This is a genomic window from Trinickia sp. EG282A, from assembly GCF_040965455.1.
Taxonomy (GTDB): domain Bacteria; phylum Pseudomonadota; class Gammaproteobacteria; order Burkholderiales; family Burkholderiaceae; genus Trinickia; species Trinickia symbiotica.
The window spans coordinates 121,188-141,409 of the sequence record NZ_JBFRCC010000005.1 but is presented as its reverse complement, the minus strand read 5'-3'; the positions used below and the strand labels follow the sequence as shown (position 1 = coordinate 141,409).

The window sequence follows — 20,222 nt, the reverse complement described above, 5'->3', positions numbered from 1 at the left end:
GACTCGGCCAGCGCTTCAAGCCTGGACTTGCAGCCCCCGTTTCGAGCCCGGCGCGTCGTTCATATTATGCAACGCCGTTCAGTTTTGCTATTATACCGAGGCAAGATTTTCTACATCAACGCCTGCATCGAATGGAGACAAGCGTGAGCGATTTCGTCAAGGACAAGGTGGTAGTGGTAACGGGCGCGGGAGCCGGTATCGGGCGCGATTTCGCGCTGCAATTCGCGGCGAACGGCGCCAAGGTCGTTGTCAACGATCTCGGCCGCAATGCCGAGACCGGCGAATTCGCCGCCGCGAAGGTCGTCGCGGAGATCAAAGAAGCCGGTGGGCAGGCCGTCGCCTCCACCGATAGCGTCGCCGAATGGGATAGCGCGCAGAAGATCGTGCAGGCCGCGCTGGATACCTTCGGCCGCATCGACTGCGTCGTGAACAACGCCGGCATCGTGCGCGACCGCATGTTCTTCAACATGAGTCTGGAAGAGTGGAAGGCGGTGGTCGATGTTCATCTGAACGGCTCCTTCTTCGTTGCCCGTGCGGCCGCTCCCCATTTCAAGGCACAAAACGGCGGCAGCTTCGTTCATATGACCTCCACGTCGGGGCTGATCGGGAACATCGGGCAGGCCAACTACTCGGCAGCCAAGATGGGTATCGTCGGTCTGTCGAAGTCGATTGCCCTCGACATGGCGAAATTCAACGTACGCTCGAACTGCATCGCACCTTGGGCATGGACCGCGATGACGGCGTCGATCCCTTCCGAGACCCCCGAGCAAAAGGCACGCGTCGAGATTCTCAAGCGGATGGAGTCGCGCAAGGTTGCGCCGCTCGCTGTCTATCTCGCCTCGGATCAGGCCGCCAAAGTGTCGGGCCAGATTTTTGGCGTGCGCGCCAACGAGATCTACTTCTTCAATCAGATCCGCATGATCCGCTCGCTGCACCGCGACGGCGGCTGGACGCCCGAAGCGATTGCCGAGCAGGTCATGCCGGCGTTCGAATCGAGCTTCTTCCCGAACGTGCCGTCCATGACACTCACGCCTTGGGATCCCGTCTAAACAAATCCGGACCACGCCCGCGCCACACGGCATTCGCTTTTGGCGCGGGAGTGATGCAAGCGATAACTTATAAACCCCGCTCGGTTCACCACGCAAGCCGCTTCAGCCCGTTACCGCTCTACGGCGCCGCGCACGCTATCGGACAGACCGACGATGCGTCTCGCCTTGAGCAACACCGGCAAATCCACCATCCGCCCGTCCACGGATACCGCACCACCGTCTGCGCGCTCATACGCCTCGACTATTCGACGCGCCATGGCAATTTCATCCGCGCTGGGGCTGAACGCAGCATTGACCGCTCCGACTTGCCGCGGATGAATGCAGAGCTTGCCGCCGAAGCCCAACGATCGCGCTTTCGATGCGTCCTCCGCGAGTTGCCGCGCATCGTCAAGCGCAACGGTTACGCCATCCACCGGCGACTGAATACCGGCGACACGCGAGGCCAGCACGATGCGCGAGCGCGCGTGCAGCAACGCATCCCATGAGCCGTCACAATCGAGATCCAGCTCGAAGTCGACAGAGCCGAAGATAAGCCGCTCGACGCCCGGCATCCGCGCCACGTCCAACGCATTCCAGACGCCCTCGGCGGATTCGATGATCGGCAAAATCGGTTTCGTCGTTGCCGCCGCAACAGCGGTCAATGCAGCGGCATTGTCGGACTTCGGCAATACAACGCCATCGATGCCGTCCAACGCCATAAGCTCGAGGTCGCGCTCGAACCAGTCCGTGCGTGCGGCATTGACGCGTAGCAGTACGCGCACCGGCGATGCCGCAAAGGTCCCCGCGGCTCGAGCGACATGCGCACGCGCCGACGCTTTGTCTGCCTGCGCAACGGCATCCTCCAGGTCAACGATCACCGCGTCGGCGGCTGCATCGAGCGCCTTGCCGAATCGCTCAGGCTTGCTTGCCGGCACAAATAAAAAGGAACGCATAAAACTCCAATGTCAGCACGACTACGCGAGGATGGCCGATGCTTCCATGCGCAACGATCCGTCACTGCCGGCAATCCATAAGCTGACCGTGCTTGGGTCCGACTCCTCTCGCTTGCCGCACACGTAGAACGGAGCCGTGTCCACCACCGGCTTGACCGCGCGGAACGAAAACGATCGCACGCGTGCATTGGGCAATTCCGATCTCACGGAGTCCATCAGAAGCGTCGCCAGAAGGGGGCCATGCACGACGAGCCCTTCATAGCCTTCCTCGTTGGTCGCATAGGGGCGATCGTAGTGAATTCGATGGCCATTCAAGGTCAGCGCCGAATAGCGGAACAACAGCACGGGATCGGGAGCGATCTCGCGTGCCCATTGCGCACCGGCAGGCGCGGCCTGGGCCGCCGGCGGCCGATCGCCGGCAGCCGGATGATCGCGATAGACGATATCCTGGCGTTCGACGATCGCGACGCCGGCAGCATCGCCGATTTCGTGCTTGACCTTGACGAACACGAGATCGCCGGTCCGCCCCTGCTTGTGCGTCACGCTTTCGATCAAGGAAAGACGCGTAATGGCACTACCCGCTCGCAGTGGACGAAGAAACTCGACCTGACTGCCTGCCCACATGCGACGAGGCAAATCGACCGGAGGCAAGAAGCCCCCACGCTTCGGATGGCCGTCCGGACCCACCATCGACTGGCGATGAACGGGCAGAAAATAAAGCCAATGCCACAACGGAGGCAATTCATCGCCCAGGGCAGGAGGCGGATCGTCGCGGTCGAGCGTGGCGGCGAGCGCCGCCATCGGCGTGAGGGTGATCTCGTCTCGCGCTGTCTCCGTGCGACCGGTCCATTCCTGCAAATATGCGATGTCCATGTCCCTTGCTCCCATCACTCGAGGTCCAGTGCCTTGCGAATCGCCACCGCGATCGGCAGCAGCGGATCCTCTTCCGGCGTGGTGGGGTTAAACAGCTTGTTATGGCAGATCGCGACGGCAAGCCCGGTATCCGGATCAGCCCAACCGATCGAATTGCCCTGCCCCGGATGGCACAACGCGCGCGGCGAACGCACAGCCGTCACCGGCGGATGGTTGCCGCCAAACCAAAAGCCCCCGATCGTGATCGGAATCGGAAAGCCGAACATCACCGGGTCGGGCTCTTCACTGTTGGCTCGAGGCGTATTCAGTGTCGCGACGAGTTCTTTCGATAGTATCCGCACGCCGTCCAGTTCGCCGCCGCATGCAAGCATCGCCCAGAAGCGCGCCTCGCTTCGTGCATTGAAGATCCCGCCAACGCCAGCCACCTCCGCGCGACGCACGTCCGGGCGCTCGAAGACTCGAGGGGTCAACGCAACCTCGTTCGGCATCGAACGCAAGAACAGCGGCGGCAGGTATTCCGGTGGAACCGGCACCATCGCATCGGTGAGGCGCGCGATGCGCGATTCGACTTCATCGGGAATGCCGATCCAGAGATCCTCGATGCCGAGCGGCTTCGCGATCTCCTCCCGAACGAAGCGGCCCAGCGAGCGCTTATTGGGATCGGCGCGTCGAACCAGTTCGCCGACGATCCAGCCGAAAGTCATCGAAAGGTAAAGCGTCTTCGTACCGGGCTCGGCAAGCGGCTCGAGGTTCGCGATGGCACGTGTCATCCAGTGCCAATCGCACATCAGCTCAGGCGTCACGCCATCGGGCATCTGCGGCACGCACGCTCGGTGAGTCAGCACGTCGCGCACCGTGGTTTTCTCCTTGCCGTGCGCGCCGTATTCGGGCCAGTAGCGCGTCACTGGCGCGCCGTATTCGATGAGCCCACGATCCGCCAGGATGTGCAGCGCTGTGGCCGCAACGGCTTTCGTCACCGAATAGACGTTAAAAAGCGTGTCGCCATCGACAAGGCGGCCGGTGACCGGATCGGCCACGCCGCTCCATGCGTCGATCACGAGCTTGCCGTTCAGATAGGCCGCCACCTGCACGCCGATTTCGCCGCCTTCCTGCGTGGCCCGGTCAAGCGCCTCTTGAACGATCGCATTTTGCTCGGTGGAAGCTTGGACTGCCAGGTTCATATCTGTGTCTCCAAAACGGTTCACCGCGCGTCCTCCAGGATCAGATCGGCGGCGCGCCAAGCCATTGCCATCATAGGACCATTGGTGTTGCCGGAAATCATCGTCGGCGTGACGGAAAGATCCATCACGCGCAGTCCTTCGACGCCCCGCACCCGCAGCCGCGAGTCCAGCACCGCCAGCCGGTCCGAGCCCATCTTGCAGGTGCCGCAAGCGTGAAAACCGGATTGACCTTCGCGCCGAAAGAGATCGAGTATTTCGTCATCGGTCTGGACCGCGGCGCCCGGGCGCGTTTCGCCGGCCACCCGGCTCGCGAGCGGCTCTGCGGCCAGCACATCGCGCATGAGCCTGAACGAATTGACGGACAGTTGCCGGTCATACGGATCCGCAAGGTAGTTCGCGACGACCTCGGGCGGCACCTGCCGGTCCGCCGATCGGATCTTCACGTACCCCTCGCTACGCGGACGCAGCGGATAGCTGAAGAGCTGCATGCCCGGAAACGCTTCAAAGGCGTAACCTGCCGCGCCGAAATCCATGGAGAACGGCGCCATCATCAGTTGGACGTCGGGCCGGGTCGCATCCGGCGCCGTCTTGATGAACCCGCCTACCGGATAGGAGCCAAGCGACATCACGCCGCGGCGGAACAGCGCGTATTGCATCGCATTGCGCCATAGACGCATGCCGCCGAACTGCCGGTTCTGCGAATCGCGCCAATGCTTCAGGCGCGCCTGAAGCATGTACAGATAGTGCTCGCGCAGGTTCAACCCGACGCCAGGGCTGGCCGCGACGACTGGAACGCCAAGCGACTGCAGATGGTCGGCGTTGCCGATACCCGACAGTTGCAAAAGGCGCGGCGACTCGATTGCGCCGGCCGAGAGCACGACCTCGCGGCGCGCCCGGTAAGCGACCTGCTGTCCAGCGCTATTGCATTGCACGCCGACTGCACGGGTACCCGCGAACGTAATGCGCGTGACTTCGGCCCCCGTGGTCACCGTCAGGTTCTTGCGTGCCCGAGCGGGTTTAAGAAACGCTTCGGACGAGCTTTGCCGCTTGCCGTTGCGGATCGTGTAGATCAGGTAAGCCACGCCCTCGTGATCGAGCCGGTTGATATCCTCGACCCGTCGTACGCCGAGCGACCGGCACGCCTCGAGGACGGCGTCGCCGATACGGTTGCGCTGCGCGTGCGGCGACACCTTGAGCGGGCCGCCCGCGCCCCGCAAGTCATCGGCGCCGAGCGCATGATCTTCGATCCGCCGAAAGCATGGCGCCAGGTCCTGCCAGCCCCAGCCTTCGACGCCGAGTGCGGCCCATCCGTCGTAGTCCTCGGGATGTCCGCGCATATACACCATGCCGTTGATGCTGCTCGAGCCGCCGAGCATCTTGCCGCGCAGCCAGATTTCGTTGCGGTGTCCGTTGCCATAGTCGGGCTGCACGGGAATGAACCAGGCGTGGGCCGGGTCGCCCAGCAGCTTGCCGAAGCCTTTGGGCATCCTGATCAGCGGATGGCGGTCCTCGGGCCCTGCTTCGACGAGCAGCACCGTATGGCGCCCACCCTCCGAAAGACGATTGGCGAGCACGCAACCCGCCGCGCCCGCGCCCACGACGATATAGTCGAATTCGGTCATCAATGCGGTCTCCACCGTCCTTGTTGGCCGATCTCGCTCGAAATCGGCACCGTTCTCATCAGCCGAAGACGACAGGAATCGCGTGTGGAACACGCATCATGATGCCGCTGATCTGCGGCGCCGGCGCGGCCGGATCGAGACGAAGATTGGGCAAGCGGTCGAGAATGGCATTGAGCGCACGCGTCATCTCAACCCGCGCGAGATGCTGCCCGATGCACACGTGCGGCCCATAGGCAAACGCAAAATGGCGGTGGGCGGGCTTGCGGTAGATATCGAACTTGTCCGGATCGGGAAAGCGGCCAGGGTCGCGGTTGGCGCTGCCCGCCACGACGTCGAGAAATGCCCCCGCCGGAATATCCACTCCGCCCAGCGTGACGTCACGCGTGGCCATGCGCGACTGCATCAGCACGGGGCCATCCCAGCGCAGCGCTTCTTCGATCGCCGGTGCGACGAGCGAGCGATCCTGGCGGACCGCTTCGAGCTGCGCGGGCTCGCGCAACAGGGCAAGGAGCAGCACACTGGTCGCGCGGTAAGTGGTATCGCCGCCCGCATTCACCAGTTGGCGAAGGAATGAAATGACGACTTCATCGGGCAGCCGCTCGCCCTCCGCTTCCGCGGTAGCCAGCGAACTCACGAGATCGTCGCCCGGATGGCTGCGGCGCTCCTCGACGAGCCGCGCGAAATAAGCGCCCAGCTTAGTCGACGCCTCCACGCCGTGCTCGACGTCGATCGACACGAGCGTCTGTGCGATTGCCAGCTTGTGAAAGACCTTCACGTCTTCCGGCGGCAACGCCAGCTGCCGGTAGATGATGTTGAACGGATAGTGGAGTGTGAACTCGTTGACGAGATCCGCCTGTCCGCGATCGACGAACTTCGACATCAGCTCGCTCACGACTGGATCGACCAGCGTATCGCCCCACGCCGCGACGGTGTGCGGCAAAAAGGCCTTCTGGAAAATGCGGCGGTAACGCGGGTGCTCAGGCGCGTCCATCGTCGAAATGCTGCGTCCGAAACTGATGCCTAAATTGCGCTCGTAAGATTTGTTCGAGAACGTGGCAGGGTCGCCCAGTACCTGTGCGACTTCGTCGTACCCGAATACCGAGTAGTGCGCGACATCGGACATCGTCAGGTCCGCCGCCCCGCCCATCAGCACACGATAGTCGCCTTGCTGCACCGTGGCCTTCTCGCGCAGCTCGGCAATGCGCGGATACGGGTCCGCATCGGCGCCATACGCGAGCGAATCTTCGAAAAACGGGTTGAACGTGGGATCGTCGAAGTCCTCGAGTCGCAGCGCGAGAGCCATGGTTCGTGTCTCCATCAGTCGTTCGTTAGCAAGCACCCCCGACTTCGCTCGGCAGTGCCAATAATTGAACTATGTTCGAATTTGCACGTTTGTGCAAGAAGGTTTTATCATGTGCTTGAACGTAAGCCGCGTCCTTTCCTGTTCGCGCCCCCCATGAAAAGGAAACCATGCCGTCCACGAACACGCGCGCCGCTCGTCGCCCGGCGACCGCCATCGAGGAGCCGCGCGCTTCGACGCGGAGCATGACGCCCGAGCGCATTCTCGACACAGCCGAGAGGCTCTTCGCGATGCACGGCTACTTCGGCACGTCGATTCGCGACATCATGCAGACCTGCGGCATTGAGCTGAGCCTCGCGCGGTACCACTTTGGGAGCAAGGACGCCCTGTTCCAGCGGGCGATCGGCCGCCGCGCGGCCGTGATCAGCCAGCAGGTGATCGAATCGCTCGACGCCGCGCTCGCGGCGTCGCATGGCGAGCGGCCCCATGTCGAGGCCATTGTGATCGCGCTTTGTACGCCGGCCTTCGCGCACCTGAAAAGCGGCGATACCGGGTGGCGAAATTACCTGCGTCTGCTGACCCAGATTGGCTGCCTTCTGGAACGCCCCGATCTCACTGCACCGTTCTACGACCAGTACGCGCCAGCCGCCGCGCGCTACCGTGACGCCTTCGCCAAGGCGCTTCCCGGCGCGACGCGGGAAACGATCGAATTGGTGCAGCATTTCGTCGAATCTGTGTTCCATCTGGTGCTCAACGAGCTGTACGCGCAGGAAGCACGTTCCGGAACGCGCGCACTCGCGGCGTCGGATATCGAGCGCATGCGCACCTACTTGATCCGCTTCGCGGTTGGCGGCATCGAGGCGATGGTCGGCTCCGGATCAGCTCGACCGGGTTCGTGAGCATTGACAGTGGCGGCGACGGTCGTTCAATATATAGAACATCATTCATAACAACTGAGAACCATGGTGTGTCGTGCCCATGGTCGTGCGAGACGGAGTTCCGCTTCATGACAGATGAAGACGCAGAAAACACCGCGCTGATCATTGGCGCGGGGCACGCGGCCGGCGAATGCGCGACCGCAATCCGCGAGCAAGGATGGGCGGGCCGCATCGTCATGGTGGGAGAAGAACCGCATTTGCCATATCAGCGCCCGCCGCTGTCCAAGGCATTCTTGTCGGGCGAGTCGACCGTCGAGCAGCTTTATTTGAAACCGCAGGCGACTTACGACAAGGCGCGGGTCGAGTTCATCCCTAACACGCGCGCGCAGTGCATAGACCGTGTCGCCAAGCGGGTGACGCTCTCCAACGGCAGCGAAATCGGCTACACGAAGCTCGTGCTCGCGACGGGCGGCCGGGCACGGCGGCTGGCCTTGCCGGATATCGAAGCCATCGAGAAGCTGCAAAACTTTCACTACCTTCGTACGCTCGATCACGTCTCCCGCATTCGGACCCAGTTCCATGCCGGCTCACGCCTGGTGATCATCGGCGGCGGATACATCGGCCTGGAAGTGGCCGCCGTCGCCGTGAAGCGCGGCCTTCAGGTCACCGTGCTCGAAGCATTGCCGCGCGTGCTCGCGCGCGTGACGGCGCCCGAGCTTTCCGCTTTCTACGAGAAGGTGCACCGCGAGGCGGGTGTCGACATCCGCACGAATGCGATCGTGAGCGGATTCGAACTCGACGCGTCCGGCGACGCGGTGGCCGCGGTGCGCTGCGCGGACGGCACGCGCGTCGCCGCGGATCTCGTGATCGTCGGCGTGGGACTGGAACCCGCCACCGAGCTCGCGCAGCAAGCGGGTCTCGCCGTCGACAACGGCATTGTGATCGACGAACACACGCGCACCTCCGATCCGGATATCTTCGCCGTCGGAGACTGCACGAATCACCCCAACCCGTCGCTCGGCCGCCGTTTGCGTCTCGAATCGGTGCCCAATGCGCTGGAGCAGGCACGCACCGCGGCGGCGGCGTTGTGCGGCAAGGAGCGTGTTTACAACACCGTGCCGTGGTTCTGGTCCGATCAATACGATCTCAAGCTCAAGATGGTCGGCTTGTCCCAGGGCTATGACGAATTCGTCTTGCGCGGCAGTCCCGAAACCCGCTCTTTCTCGGCGTTTTATCTCAAGGACGGCGTGATGCTGGCCGCCGATACCGTGAGCCGCGCGCCGGAATTCATGCTGGCCAAGCGGTTCGTCGCCGAGAAAATTCCGGTCCGCGCGGCCGATCTCGCCGACGAATCGATTCCGTTGAAGAGTCTGCTGCCCCAGTCCAACTAACTTCCAAAGAGTCACAAGCCATGCCGCTCATTCGATTCATACAGCCGGACGGGAACGAAGCCAGCGTGACCGCCAACGTCGGCGATTCAGTCATGCAAACCGCCGTGAATAACCAGATCCCCGGCATTCTCGGCGATTGCGGCGGCAGTTGCAGTTGCGCGACCTGTCACGCCTATGTCGACGAGGCGTGGGCCGGTCATATGCCGGCGGCCGAACCCTATGAGGTCGATATGCTCACTTGCGCGATGGACGTGCGTGAGAATAGCCGCCTGACGTGCCAGGTCTTCGTGACGCCGGAACTGGATGGGCTAGTGGTGCGTCTTCCCGGTTCGACCGCATAGCGGCGGGCGGCGCGCGCCGTTCCGAAGGCTTCAGCGCGGCTGGGCTGTCAACGCCGTTGCCGATCGAAGGCGGATCGGACAGCGTCGTTGACGAGCGAATAAACCCGCTACGGCGTGCTCGTCAATGCATCGATCGCGCGCTGCTCGCTCGCGCTCCAGAAGGTCGTCCACGTCGGAAAGCGGTGCGGAAGACGCGGCTGGTAGCGCTCGCCCTCATACTTGCCCGGCCAGTTTTGGAAGCGCGGCGCGCCGGGACGAGCCAGCCAGTCGGTCGAATACCAGTGCTGCTCGTCGCGCCGCTCGAAGTACCACTGCCCATCGCGGCGCACATAGTGATCGAAGTAGCAGATCGCCATCACCACCCAGGCGCCGTTGTCCTCATGCTCCGCCCGGCAATAGACGCTGCCGGTGGCGCGGTCGGCATCGATGAAGTCGATCGCATGACCGCAGATCTGATGGATGCTGCGATAGAAGCTGCGCAGGATGTGTTCGGAACTATAGAAGGCCTTAAGCGCCGCGCGTCCGACGCCCCATCGGCCGCAATTGACGTCCTCGGTAAACAACTGCACGAGGCTGTCGACGTCCCGCGAATCGACGGCGAGCGCGTATCGCATCGGCAGTTGTTGAATCGCGAGCTGCGCCTCGATGCGCTCGATCCGGGCAATCAGTCCGGGATCGGTCGTCATGTGCGCCCCTCCGTGTTGCTAACGGCGGCCGCGGCTGAACGCGCACGGATTTCGTCCGCATAGTAGGGCTGGTGCGAAAGCAGTCCGCCATCGACGTTGAACACTTGGCCCGTGACGAATGCCGCCTCGTCCGACGCGAGATAGACCACCGCATGGGCGATGTCTTCGGGCTGTCCCAGGCGCGGCGTGAGATGGTGGCTCAGCATCATCTCGCCGGTTTCCCCCGCAAAGTACGCACGGGTGACCGGCGTCACGATCAGGCCCGGCGCGATCGCGTTGCAGCGTATGCCCTCCTTGCCGTGTTGCGTGGCGATGTAGCGCGTCAGCGCCTCGATGCCGGCCTTGCAGACGCCGTAGGCGCTGTATCCGAGCGCGCCAGCTTGGGCCGCGCCTGACGACGTGTTGATGATCGATCCGCCGCCGCGAGCGCGCATGAGCGGCAACGCATGGCGCGCCGCGAGCATCGTGCCGCGCAGGTTGATCCGCATCGTGTCGTCCCACACCCCGACGTCCACAGCTTCGACCGCCGCATCGACGGTAGTGGAGAGCGACGTAGCGGCGGCATTGTTGTGCAGGATGTCGAGCCCGCCCCAGGTCCTCAGCGTGAGATCGAACAGTGCCTCGATCGAGTTTTCGTCGCCGATGTCGACTTGCGCGGCCACCGCTTTTCCCCCCGCGTCCCTGATGCGGCCGGCCTGTGCCTGCGCGCCTTCCAGATTGAGATCGGCGACCACCAGCAGTGCGCCCTCGTCCGCAAGCATCGCGGCACATGCGGCGCCGATGCCGGACGCGGCCCCGGTCACGATCGCTATTTTGTCCTTGACACGCTCCACGTCCGTTTTGCTCCGTATCAGATCGTTATCGAGTCCGGCTGCTTGCCGCCAACCGGCCCAGATGGAAGTCGATGTCACCGAACATCTTTTCCATCATCGTCATCTTGCGGAAATAGTGGCCAACGGGATATTCCTCGGTGAGCCCCATGCCGCCGTGCAACTGGATTCCTTGCGCGCAGACGAAACGGTTCGCGCGTCCGGCAACCGCCTTGGCCGCGGAGACGACACGGCCGCGTTCATCCGCCGGCCGGTCGAGATGAGCAATGCCGCAATAGAGCATCGAGCGCGCTTCCTGCGTCGCCACGAACATCTCCGCCATGCGGTGCTGCAATGCCTGAAACTTGCCGATCGGTTGTCCAAACTGCGAACGCCCCTTGATGTAGTCGGACGTGATGGCCATTACGGCTTCCATCATGCCGAGGCTCTCGGCAACGCTCGCGAGGATGGCTAACTGCGTCGCCTGCGTGAGCACATCGAGCGCGCGCTCGGGGCCGACGATCAGCGCATCGTCGCCCAGTTCGACATTGCGCAGGTCGATATCGGCCGCGCGCGATCCGTCGAGCAGACGGTACGGCCGGCACGTCACCCCCGCGGCGCGACGCTCGATGAGGAAGACCCCCGCGCCTTGTGGCATGCCTTCGATTTGCGCGGTAACGAGCAGATAGTCGGCCGAGGCGCCGGCGACAACCAGCGTCTTCGCCCCGTTGATCAGATAACCGGAGCCCGTCTTGCGTGCGTGCGTCTGCGCATGGCAGCCCACCTTGTAACGGCTGCCCGCTTCACTATCCGCGAGAGAAAGCAGCGATTTTCCTTTGATCACCGCGGGTAGCAGCGCCTCCCGCTTTTCCTTCGCATCGCCGCGCTCGAGAATCGTGGCGCATAGCAGTGCCGTTTGCGCGACCGGCTCGAGCACCATCGCGCGCCCGAACGCCTCCATCAGGATCGCCATTTCCACAAACGAGCAGCCGAGGCCGCCGACGTCTTCCGGCAAGGTGAGCCCGAGCCAGCCAAGCTCGGCATAGTCGCGCCAACGCTCGCGGCTGAAACCTTCTTCGCTCGCAGCGATCCGCCGTCGCGCTTCGAATCCATACTCCTGCTGGAGGTAGCGACCCACGCCATCCTTCAGCATCGATTGTTCTTCGGAGAAATTGAAGTCCATGGCTAGAGTCCGAATGCCAGCTTCGCAATGATGTTCTTCTGCACTTCGCGCGTACCGCCATAGACCGTGGACGCGCGCGCGATGAGGTAACCCGACGCTCGGCCGCCCACGTAGTCCGGCCAGTTGGGATCGACAGGCAAGCCTCCGCCGTCGTCGTCACCGTGATCGTCAAAGCGCATGGCGCGCGGCCCGAGCGCGTCGATTTGCAGTTGCGTCACCCGCTGTTGCATCTCGGAACCGCAAACCTTCAGCGCGGAGACGACGGCATCGAGATTGCGCTCGCTCTTTTCCTCGGCGAGGATACGTAGCACGGACCATTCGAGCGCCATCAGGTCGGCCTCGACCTCTGCGATCTTGCGCGCGAATTCAGGCGTATCGATGAGCGGGACACCGTCCACCGTTTCCTGGGCCGCGATATCCTTCGCGCGCTGCAGCTCGCGCTTGTTGAAGTACAGGAATGCGCTGGTCGTGCGCTCCTTTTCGAGCAGGTACTTCGCATACGTCCAGCCCATGCCGGCCTCGCCGACGAGATGGGACTTCGGCACACGCACGTTCTCGAGGAACACCTCGTTCAAGCCCCGGCCCCCCTCGATCGAGACGATCGGGCGCACGGTGATGCCGGGCGTGTCCATCTTGACGAGGAGAAACGAAATGCCCCGCTGCGGCTTGACTGTCGTATCGGTCTTGACGAGAAAGAAGCCCCAATCGGCGATCGTGGCGTCGCTGGTCCAGATCTTCTGACCGTTGACGACGTACTCCTCTTCGTCGAGGACGGCCGTGGTCCTCAAGCCGGCCAGATCCGAGCCTGCGTTCGGCTCGGAAAAGCCCTGGCACCAGAACTCGTCGCCGCGCAAAATCGGCTGCAGAAAACGCTGCTTCTGCCAATCCGAGCCAAACGCGATGATGACGGGCGCGACCATCTGCGTCGACTGCCAGCCGTAATCCATGGCGTCGGCGTTATACAGCTCTTCCATGAAAATGTGCTTGCGAAGCGCGCTCCAGCCGGTGCCGCCATGCTCGAGCGGCCAATGCGGCGCGCCCCAGCCGTGTTCGTACAGAATGCGTTGCCACCGACGGATATCCTCACGCGCCGGGGGATGCACGCCGACACGCCACCGGTGGGAAATGTCGGCAGGCGCATGTTCCTTGAAGAACTGTCTGACTTCCTGACGGAACGCTTCGTCTTCCTGACTGAATTCAAAATGCACGGCTTGGCTCCTGAAGCTTTTTCACGCGGGTGCACCCGCCTTATCATCGACCTTTGAAAGCCGGTGCGCGCTTCTCTCTCGCAGCCAGCCTGCCTTCCGCCGCGTCCTCCGAATTCACGGCGAGTGCGACTGCGTTCAGCTCTTGTGCGAGAAAATTTTCCATATTGCCGGTGTTCAACCGAAACAGCTGCTTCGTCAAGCCAAGCGAAAAGGTCGGCCCCGCCGCGAGCTCGCCGGCCAGCTTTCGCGCAGCGACATCGAGGTTTTCGTCTTCGACAAGGTGGCTTGCGAGGCCCATATCGAGCGCTTCCTTTCCGGTCAGCTTGCGATTCAGATACATGATTTCCTTGGCGCGGAATTCGCCGCAATGACGCGCGAGCAGATGCACCATGCCCCCTTCGGGCAACGTGGCGCGCATCAGGAATGCGGGAATGAACTGCGCCGTATCGGAAACGATCAGCTGGTCCGCGCACAGCGCGAAGCTCCATGCGATTCCCACAGCAACGCCGCGCACTGCCGCAACCATCGGCTTGTCGAGGTTATAAAGCCGAAGCGCGATCTTCTGATACACGGCCATCGAAGCGCGCGCATGCGTCACGCTCATCGGCGGCGGCGCGGCCCCGCTGCCTTTGATGTCGGCGCCGGCGCAAAAAGCGCGGCCCGCACCGGTGAGAATCACCGCGCGAATCTCGGGATCACGGTCGATGCGATCAAGGTGGCCGAGAATCAGCTCGAGCATCTCCGGCGTCAGTGCATTGAGCTTCTCGGGCCGGTTCAGGCACAGCGTCGCGACCGCGCCGTTCAACGTGAGTTCAACGTCCATGATGTTCCGATCTACATTGGGGTTTGATTCGTCGCATCGACGGACGGGTCAGCTGCCGCGAGCGTGCAGGCGGATCATGCCATCGCCGAACGGCTCGTCGCGGCGCTTGAGCGCTTCCTTGAGGCCCATCGCTTCCATATCGGCCTTGAACTGCGCGCGGCGCGGCCCCTGACTTTGGTGCGCCCGCGCGTCGTTCTCCACGGCAAGCCGCTGAAGCGTGCGCGAACCGGCCAGCTCGAGCCCGAGGTTGACGATGCGCTTGTTCGCCGCCAGCAGGTCGGCATCGACAAACGATAGCCGGCGCGCCAGCTCGCCCACTTCCGCTTCCAGTTGCTCGGCGGGCACGGCGTCCATGACGAGACCGATCTTCGCCGCATCGCGGCCCGTGAGCGAGTCACCGGATAGCAGCAGACGCTTCGCCCATTGCGGACCGACGTGATAGAACCACATCTGCGCGGGCGGCGACCCGTTCGCGCGCGTGGCGGGAAAGCCGATTCTCGCGTCGTCGGCGGCGATCACCATATCGCACGCGAGCGCGAGATCGGTGCCGCCGGCAAGACAATTGCCATGGACCTGCGCGATGATCGGCTTGTGAATTTCGGCCATCAGATTGACCGTTTCGGCTTGGCGCTCCATTGACCAGCAGTCGTCGTCGAAGCTGCGACTCGTGCCGCGATAGTCACCCGGATCGACGGCTTCCGCCGCCCGATCCGTATACGTCGTCACGAGATCGTAGCCCGCGCAGAAGTCTCGCCCCGCTCCCGACAGCACGATCACGTTGACCGACTTCAGATCGTCGGCTTCGAGCAATGCCGCCTTGAGTTCCTGCAGAAGCGGATTGTTGATTGCGTTGCGCTTGTCGGGGCGATTCAGCGTGATGCGCGCGATACGCTCCGCCACTTCGAACTGCACACACTCCGCACTCTTGAGCCATTTGGCCATGATCGATTCTCTCTCAATAACGCCAGGGCAATTGCATTGCCGCTTCACTGGGCAAACTGCTTGCGCAGCATCACCTTGCTGATCTTGCCGGTCGGCAGCCTCGGCAGTTCATCGACGAAAGCGATGGTTTTCGGGCATTTGTAGCTGGCAATGCGCTCGCGGCAGAACTCGATCAGCTCGCCTTCAGTCGCATGCTCGCCGCGGCGCAGCACCACGACCGCCTTGACGCACTCGCCCCACTTTTCGTGCGGCACGCCGATCACGGCCACGTCGACGACCGCGGGGTGCTGCCCCAGCGCATCCTCGACTTCACGGCTGTAAATGTTCTCGCCACCGGAAATGATCATGTCCTTCTTGCGGTCGACGAGGAAGATATAACCGTCTTTGTCCTGGTAGCCCATGTCACCCGAGCGGTACCAGCCGTCGCGCAGCGCTTCCACCGTGGCGACACTGTTGTTCCAGTAGCCGCTCAACTGCGTTTGCGAGCGCAGCCAGACTTCGCCGGTCTGGCCTTGCGGCAGATCGTTGCCATGGTCGTCGACGATGCGCAGTTCGATGCCGGGACAAGGCCGACCCACCGAAGCGAGGCGGCGCACCTCGTCCGGAGAGCCGTGCGGCTTGACCTCGTGTGCGGGCAGCCAGCACGCGTTGCTTTCGGTCATGCCGTACTGCACGGAAAACACGGGGCCGAGCACCTCGATGCCGCGCGCAAGCAGCGGCGGCGGCACGGGCGCCGCCGCCGTCACGATGTTCTCGACGCTCGATACGTCGTAGCTCGACAGCTCCGGCACGTCGAGCACCGCCTGCAGCATGGCGGCGACCATGAAAGTGAACGTAATGCGCTCTTGCGCGATGGTTTCGAGCATCTGCTTCGGCTCGAAGCCTCGATGTACGACCGTGGTGCCGCCCATCCATGCCACCGCGTTGACGAATCCGATGCCCCCAACATGGAATGCGGGCGTCGTTTGCAGCACGCGGGATTTGCCCGAGAACTCGGTTACGAGCGCGCAGCTTTCCGCGGTGACGCACATGGCATGGTGCGTACGAACGACGCCCTTGGGACGCCCAGTGGTCCCGCTCGTGTACATGAGGTATGCGTAGTCTTCCGGATTCGAGCGGATCGGTGGCCCTTCCGCCGGGCCGTCTTGCATCACCGCCTCGAACGCCACGGCCCAATCCGGGGGGGCATCGCCGATGCAGATGTACTGCTCGATATCGGGAAGCTGCGAACGCAGCCCGTCCACGACATCGACATACTGTGCCTCGAAGACGATCGCTTTAGGCGCCGCATCCTTCAGGATGTAAAGAATCTCCGCCGGCGCGAGCCGAAAATTGACGGTTGCAAGAATGAAGCCGGCCCACTCGCAGGCGCGATAAGCCTCGTAATACTCCGCGCAATTCATCGCGAGGATCGCGACCCGGTCCTGGCGCCGCAGACCACGCCCGTAGAGCGCCCCCGAAAAACGGCGCGCCCGTTCCGCCAGCTGACCGTGAGTCAAACGGCGCTCGCCGTACACGAGCGCCGTATGATCGGTATGCAAGCGAGCGTTTCGCTCGATCATCTCGCCAAGGGTTCTCATCTCAGCCTCCGCCGGGCCGCCCCAAGGAGGCTGAGCGCCCCCTCGGGGGGCAGCGAACAAAGTGAGCGTGGGGGTCGTTTCATCTCAGCCTCCGCCGGGCCGCCCCAAGGAGGCTGAGCGCCCCCTCGGGGGGCAGCGAACAAAGTGAGCGTGGGGGTCGTTTCATCTCAGCCTCCGCCGCGCCGCCCCAAGGAGGCTGAGCGCCCCCTCGGGGGGCAGCGAACAAAGTGAGCGTGGGGGTCGTTTCATCTCAATCTCGTGGTTGTGTTTTTCACACCGCGCGTTGGACCGCCTCAGCCTGCGAGCGCTTGCGGGTCCGCCAGCGCGGTTCCAATGAATGCGGTGAAACGCGCCGCGTCCGCGCCGTTGATGACCCGATGGTCATAGCTGAGCGAAAGAGGAAGCATCTTGCGCCAACTGACGCCGCCGTCTTCCGCCGGCGCGGCCGCGAGCCGCGTCTTGGTCACACCGAGAATCGCCACTTCCGGCGCATTGACGATAGGCGTAAAGCCGGTACCGCCGAAGCCCCCCAGCGAACTGATCGAAAAGCAGCCGCCCGACATTTCCGCCATCGACAGCCCCTTTTCGCGCGCCTTCAGCGAAATCGCCGCGAGTTCGGCCGCGAGTTCTTCGACACGCTTCTTGTCGCAATCGCGCAGGACCGGCACGAGCAATCCAAAGCGCGTATCCACCGCCACGCCGATATGAAAGTACTTCTTCAGCACGAGGTTTTTGCCGTTGCCGTCGAGCGACGCGTTGAATTGCGGAAACTCCCGCAACGCGCGCACGACGGCCTTGATGAGGAAAACGAGCGGCGTAAGCTTCACGGCCGCGTTCGCCTCGTTGCGCGCTTTGCGATAGCTTTCGAGCGCCGTGATATCCGCGTCGTCGTGGTGGGTGACATGCGGAATCGTCAGCCAGTTGCGCGACAGGAAAGCCCCGGTCAGCTTTTGAATGCGCGACACTGGCTTGACCTCGATCTCGCCATATTCGGCGAAATCGACCTGCGGCCATGGGGGCAAATTCGCGCCGATTGCAGGAGGTGCGGGTTCACCGGGTCCGGCATTCGCATCGGCCTGCTGGCGGTTGGCAATGGAATCGACACTCATCGCGGATGTCCCTTCGAACAACGGTTGACTAGCATGACGGCCCGTGGCCAATCAGACGATTTCCGCCAGCAGCGTTCCGACGGGATACACTTCGCCAACCTGAGCAACGATGCGCAGGGTGCCCGACGCCGGCGATTCGACTTCCTGAATCGATTTATCGCTTTCGAGCGCATAGAGAATCTGCCCTTCGCTGACGGTTGCGCCGTCTTCGGCCAGCCATTCAGCCAGCGTTCCTTCGTTCATCGAAAAGCCTAGTTTCGGAAGCAGAACTTGTGTGGTCATGACTTTGCCCTATTGAGGATGAAAACGTTGGCTGCATGCCGCGCTCATTTCAGCGTGGCGCGCACGGCCGCCTCGATGTCCGCCACGGCCGGAACGAAGGCGTCTTCGAGCGGCTTGGAGAACGGCACCGGGCAGAACTGTGCGCCCACGCGCTGCACGGGGGCCTTCAGTTCGCGGAAAAGGGCTTCGTAGATGCGCGAGGCGATTTCCGCACCGACACCGAACGGCTTGACTGCCTCGTGCACGACAACGGCGCGCCCTGTCTTCGCGACCGACGTCAGGATCGTTTCGGTGTCCAAAGGAGCGATGGTGCGCAAATCGATCACTTCGCAGGCGATGCCTTCGTTCGCAAGCGCCTCGGCGGTCGCCATGACTTCCTGCACGCGGCGGCTGTAGCTGATCACCGTCACGTCCGTGCCCGCGCGCACCACGTTAGCCTTGCCGAGCGGAATCGCGACGCCGCGCTCCGGCGCATTGCCCGGGTTCCAGTAGGTCGGCATGTTCTCGATGAAGAGACACGGATCGTCGTCCCGGATGCACGACAGCATCAGGCCATAGGCGTCGGCCGGGTTCGACGGCGCGACAACCTTGATGCCGGCGACATGCGCGAACCAGGCCTCGAGGTAATCCGCGTGCTGCCCCCCAGTGCCGAAACCTGCGCCCGTCATCGTGCGAATGACGATGGGTACGTTCGTCTGGCCGCCCGACATGAAGCGCAGTTTCGCGGCATGATTCACGATCATGTCCATCGCGACGGTCGTAAAATTCATCAACATGATTTCGGCCACGGGACGCATGCCGACCATCGACGCGCCGATCGCCGCACCGATAATGGCCTGCTCCGAGATCGGTGTCGAACGCACGCGCGACGTCCCATACTTTGTCGACAGTCCCTTCGTCACGCCGACGATGCCGCCTTCCTGGCCATCGGCGATGTCTTCACCGAGCACGATGACGTTGGCGTCCGCGGCCATGGCGTCGTCGAGCGCGTAGTTGACGGCCTGGATGGTGTTGATGTTGGTGGGCATCTGGGTCATGCGAGCACCTCGTCCTTGAAGATATCGCGCCGAAGCTCCGCAACATCGGGATATTCGCTCGACAGCGTGAATTCGACTGCGGCGTCGATCTGCGCTTCGTGATCCGCTTCGATCGCCGCCAGTTGCGCTTCGGTCGCGTGCTCTGCGTCAATGAGCCACTGCCGGAAAAGCGGCACGGGATCCTTGGCAATCCAGGCCGCCTTCTCGTGCTTATCCATATACGCGTCTGCATCGCCGAACACGTGGCCGTGAAAGCGGAACGTGTTCGCTTCGATGAGCGTCGGACCGCCACCGTTGCGCGCGCGCTCGACTGCATCGCGCGCCGCCTTGTGCATCGCGATCGGATCGTTGCCGTTCACCGTCACGCCGGGCATCTGGTATGCGACGGCGCGCTGCCCGATATTGGAGACGGCGGTGCCGTAGGCGTATTTGGTGTGCTCGGCATAGCCGTTGTTCTGGCACACGAAAATCACCGGCAGCTTCCAGATCGAGGCCATGTTCAGCGATTCGTGGAAGGCGCCGATATTCGACGCACCGTCGCCGAAATAGGCCACGGCCACGCGCGGCTCGCCGCGAATTTGCGCCGCGAGCGCAAGACCGTTCGCAATCGGCATCGAACTGCCCACGATGCCGGTGGTAACCATCACGCCGGAGGCGGGATGGGTCACGTGCATCGGTCCGCCCTTGCCCTTGCAGGTGCCCGTCACGCGCCCTCCGAGCTCGGCCCAGAGTTGCTTGAGCGGCACACCTTTGGCGATCATGTCGTGAACACCGCGGTAAATCGTGCAAATGTAGTCGTCGTCGGTGAGGCACACGGACATCGCCGAAGGGATCACTTCCTGACCCCGCGGCGAGTAATACGGCATCACGAGCTTGCCGGACTTGATGACGGCACGAAAGCGCTCATCGTTCTGCTTGATGAGTGCCATCCGCCGGTAAATGTCGACCAGGACTTCGCTGCTGGGCGGCTGATAGGCATTCATTCGTCACTCTCCT

The 20,222-nt window shown here is 63.1% G+C and carries 20 protein-coding genes; 4 read left to right on the top strand and 16 right to left on the bottom strand.

The window, feature by feature from the left end:
* Positions 1 to 143 precede the first annotated feature (143 nt).
* Complete coding sequence (locus AB4Y31_RS23500) at positions 144 to 1,049, top strand: SDR family NAD(P)-dependent oxidoreductase (RefSeq protein ID WP_368676067.1); 906 nt, start codon at positions 144 to 146, stop codon at positions 1,047 to 1,049.
* Positions 1,050 to 1,159: 110 nt separating this feature from the next.
* Here the strand turns inward: AB4Y31_RS23500 and AB4Y31_RS23495 are convergent, their stop codons facing one another.
* From AB4Y31_RS23495 to AB4Y31_RS23475, 5 genes are read right to left on the bottom strand one after another with little or no spacing between them, the layout of a single operon-like run.
* Positions 1,160 to 1,981, bottom strand: a complete 822-nt coding sequence (locus AB4Y31_RS23495; protein WP_368676066.1) for a CoA ester lyase — start codon at positions 1,979 to 1,981, stop codon at positions 1,160 to 1,162.
* 21 nt (positions 1,982 to 2,002) lie between these two features.
* The gene (locus AB4Y31_RS23490) at positions 2,003 to 2,854 is read right to left on the bottom strand and encodes a MaoC family dehydratase N-terminal domain-containing protein (protein ID WP_368676065.1); all 852 of its coding nucleotides are present in this window, start codon (positions 2,852 to 2,854) and stop codon (positions 2,003 to 2,005) included.
* 14 nt (positions 2,855 to 2,868) lie between these two features.
* Entirely contained in the window at positions 2,869 to 4,035 is a 1,167-nt protein-coding gene (locus AB4Y31_RS23485; RefSeq protein WP_368676064.1) for a serine hydrolase domain-containing protein, read from the bottom strand.
* A gap of 20 nt (positions 4,036 to 4,055) precedes the next feature.
* Positions 4,056 to 5,657 (bottom strand): GMC family oxidoreductase, encoded by a 1,602-nt coding sequence (locus AB4Y31_RS23480; protein ID WP_368676063.1) that lies wholly within the window; start codon positions 5,655 to 5,657, stop codon positions 4,056 to 4,058.
* A 58-nt stretch (positions 5,658 to 5,715) separates the two neighbouring features.
* Positions 5,716 to 6,960, bottom strand: a complete 1,245-nt coding sequence (locus AB4Y31_RS23475; RefSeq protein ID WP_368676579.1) for a cytochrome P450 — start codon at positions 6,958 to 6,960, stop codon at positions 5,716 to 5,718.
* Between the two features lie 242 nt (positions 6,961 to 7,202).
* Between AB4Y31_RS23475 and AB4Y31_RS23470 the strand changes: the two genes are divergently transcribed.
* From AB4Y31_RS23470 to AB4Y31_RS23460, 3 genes are all read left to right on the top strand, one after another.
* The gene (locus tag AB4Y31_RS23470) at positions 7,203 to 7,856 is read left to right on the top strand and encodes a TetR/AcrR family transcriptional regulator (protein WP_368676062.1); all 654 of its coding nucleotides are present in this window, start codon (positions 7,203 to 7,205) and stop codon (positions 7,854 to 7,856) included.
* A gap of 107 nt (positions 7,857 to 7,963) precedes the next feature.
* Positions 7,964 to 9,226 carry an NAD(P)/FAD-dependent oxidoreductase gene (locus tag AB4Y31_RS23465; RefSeq protein WP_368676061.1) on the top strand — a complete coding sequence of 421 codons (1,263 nt, stop codon included), beginning with the start codon at positions 7,964 to 7,966 and terminating at the stop codon, positions 9,224 to 9,226.
* 20 nt (positions 9,227 to 9,246) lie between these two features.
* Positions 9,247 to 9,567, top strand: a complete 321-nt coding sequence (locus AB4Y31_RS23460) for a 2Fe-2S iron-sulfur cluster-binding protein (RefSeq protein WP_368676060.1) — start codon at positions 9,247 to 9,249, stop codon at positions 9,565 to 9,567.
* Positions 9,568 to 9,674: 107 nt separating this feature from the next.
* Here the strand turns inward: AB4Y31_RS23460 and AB4Y31_RS23455 are convergent, their stop codons facing one another.
* From AB4Y31_RS23455 to AB4Y31_RS23405, 11 genes are all read right to left on the bottom strand, one after another.
* A complete protein-coding gene (locus AB4Y31_RS23455) occupies positions 9,675 to 10,253 on the bottom strand; it encodes a nuclear transport factor 2 family protein (protein ID WP_368676059.1) in 579 nt (192 codons plus the stop codon).
* A complete protein-coding gene (locus AB4Y31_RS23450; RefSeq protein ID WP_368676058.1) occupies positions 10,250 to 11,086 on the bottom strand; it encodes an SDR family oxidoreductase in 837 nt (278 codons plus the stop codon). The genes AB4Y31_RS23455 and AB4Y31_RS23450 overlap by 4 nt, the downstream gene beginning before the upstream one ends.
* A 25-nt stretch (positions 11,087 to 11,111) precedes the next feature.
* On the bottom strand, positions 11,112 to 12,245 hold the full coding sequence (locus AB4Y31_RS23445) for an acyl-CoA dehydrogenase family protein (RefSeq protein ID WP_368676057.1): 1,134 nt from the start codon (positions 12,243 to 12,245) through the stop codon (positions 11,112 to 11,114).
* Positions 12,246 to 12,247: 2 nt separating this feature from the next.
* Positions 12,248 to 13,453: an acyl-CoA dehydrogenase family protein gene (locus AB4Y31_RS23440; RefSeq protein WP_368676056.1), complete on the bottom strand. Its 1,206-nt coding sequence runs from the start codon at positions 13,451 to 13,453 to the stop codon at positions 12,248 to 12,250.
* Positions 13,454 to 13,496: 43 nt separating this feature from the next.
* Positions 13,497 to 14,276 (bottom strand): enoyl-CoA hydratase/isomerase family protein, encoded by a 780-nt coding sequence (locus AB4Y31_RS23435; protein WP_368676055.1) that lies wholly within the window; start codon positions 14,274 to 14,276, stop codon positions 13,497 to 13,499.
* Positions 14,277 to 14,324: 48 nt separating this feature from the next.
* On the bottom strand, positions 14,325 to 15,218 hold the full coding sequence (locus AB4Y31_RS23430) for a crotonase/enoyl-CoA hydratase family protein (RefSeq protein WP_368676054.1): 894 nt from the start codon (positions 15,216 to 15,218) through the stop codon (positions 14,325 to 14,327).
* 44 nt (positions 15,219 to 15,262) lie between these two features.
* Positions 15,263 to 16,798 carry a class I adenylate-forming enzyme family protein gene (locus AB4Y31_RS23425; RefSeq protein ID WP_368676053.1) on the bottom strand — a complete coding sequence of 512 codons (1,536 nt, stop codon included), beginning with the start codon at positions 16,796 to 16,798 and terminating at the stop codon, positions 15,263 to 15,265.
* A gap of 293 nt (positions 16,799 to 17,091) precedes the next feature.
* Positions 17,092 to 17,907, bottom strand: a complete 816-nt coding sequence (locus AB4Y31_RS23420) for a 2-oxo acid dehydrogenase subunit E2 (protein WP_368676052.1) — start codon at positions 17,905 to 17,907, stop codon at positions 17,092 to 17,094.
* Positions 17,908 to 17,958: 51 nt separating this feature from the next.
* Complete coding sequence (locus tag AB4Y31_RS23415; protein ID WP_102606963.1) at positions 17,959 to 18,189, bottom strand: biotin/lipoyl-containing protein; 231 nt, start codon at positions 18,187 to 18,189, stop codon at positions 17,959 to 17,961.
* 44 nt (positions 18,190 to 18,233) lie between these two features.
* On the bottom strand, positions 18,234 to 19,226 hold the full coding sequence (locus AB4Y31_RS23410; RefSeq protein ID WP_368676051.1) for an alpha-ketoacid dehydrogenase subunit beta: 993 nt from the start codon (positions 19,224 to 19,226) through the stop codon (positions 18,234 to 18,236).
* Positions 19,223 to 20,209 carry a thiamine pyrophosphate-dependent dehydrogenase E1 component subunit alpha gene (locus tag AB4Y31_RS23405; protein ID WP_368676050.1) on the bottom strand — a complete coding sequence of 329 codons (987 nt, stop codon included), beginning with the start codon at positions 20,207 to 20,209 and terminating at the stop codon, positions 19,223 to 19,225. Before AB4Y31_RS23405 ends, AB4Y31_RS23410 begins: the two co-directional genes overlap by 4 nt.
* Between the last annotated feature and the right edge of the window lie 13 nt (positions 20,210 to 20,222).

What these genes read in the sequence shown, in the direction of transcription:
- AB4Y31_RS23495 (WP_368676066.1), bottom strand. Translation starts at nt 1,981, where the DNA reads ATGCGTTCCTTTTTATTTGTGCCGGCAAGCAAGCCTGAGCGATTCGGC.
- AB4Y31_RS23490 (WP_368676065.1), bottom strand. Translation starts at nt 2,854, where the DNA reads ATGGACATCGCATATTTGCAGGAATGGACCGGTCGCACGGAGACAGCG.
- AB4Y31_RS23485 (WP_368676064.1), bottom strand. Translation starts at nt 4,035, where the DNA reads ATGAACCTGGCAGTCCAAGCTTCCACCGAGCAAAATGCGATCGTTCAA.
- AB4Y31_RS23480 (WP_368676063.1), bottom strand. Translation starts at nt 5,657, where the DNA reads ATGACCGAATTCGACTATATCGTCGTGGGCGCGGGCGCGGCGGGTTGC.
- AB4Y31_RS23475 (WP_368676579.1), bottom strand. Translation starts at nt 6,960, where the DNA reads ATGGCTCTCGCGCTGCGACTCGAGGACTTCGACGATCCCACGTTCAAC.
- AB4Y31_RS23470 (WP_368676062.1), top strand. Translation starts at nt 7,203, where the DNA reads ATGACGCCCGAGCGCATTCTCGACACAGCCGAGAGGCTCTTCGCGATG.
- AB4Y31_RS23465 (WP_368676061.1), top strand. Translation starts at nt 7,964, where the DNA reads ATGACAGATGAAGACGCAGAAAACACCGCGCTGATCATTGGCGCGGGG.
- AB4Y31_RS23460 (WP_368676060.1), top strand. Translation starts at nt 9,247, where the DNA reads ATGCCGCTCATTCGATTCATACAGCCGGACGGGAACGAAGCCAGCGTG.
- AB4Y31_RS23455 (WP_368676059.1), bottom strand. Translation starts at nt 10,253, where the DNA reads ATGACGACCGATCCCGGACTGATTGCCCGGATCGAGCGCATCGAGGCG.
- AB4Y31_RS23445 (WP_368676057.1), bottom strand. Translation starts at nt 12,245, where the DNA reads ATGGACTTCAATTTCTCCGAAGAACAATCGATGCTGAAGGATGGCGTG.
- AB4Y31_RS23435 (WP_368676055.1), bottom strand. Translation starts at nt 14,276, where the DNA reads ATGGACGTTGAACTCACGTTGAACGGCGCGGTCGCGACGCTGTGCCTG.
- AB4Y31_RS23430 (WP_368676054.1), bottom strand. Translation starts at nt 15,218, where the DNA reads ATGGCCAAATGGCTCAAGAGTGCGGAGTGTGTGCAGTTCGAAGTGGCG.
- AB4Y31_RS23425 (WP_368676053.1), bottom strand. Translation starts at nt 16,798, where the DNA reads ATGAGAACCCTTGGCGAGATGATCGAGCGAAACGCTCGCTTGCATACC.
- AB4Y31_RS23420 (WP_368676052.1), bottom strand. Translation starts at nt 17,907, where the DNA reads ATGAGTGTCGATTCCATTGCCAACCGCCAGCAGGCCGATGCGAATGCC.
- AB4Y31_RS23415 (WP_102606963.1), bottom strand. Translation starts at nt 18,189, where the DNA reads ATGACCACACAAGTTCTGCTTCCGAAACTAGGCTTTTCGATGAACGAA.
- AB4Y31_RS23410 (WP_368676051.1), bottom strand. Translation starts at nt 19,226, where the DNA reads ATGACCCAGATGCCCACCAACATCAACACCATCCAGGCCGTCAACTAC.
- AB4Y31_RS23405 (WP_368676050.1), bottom strand. Translation starts at nt 20,209, where the DNA reads ATGAATGCCTATCAGCCGCCCAGCAGCGAAGTCCTGGTCGACATTTAC.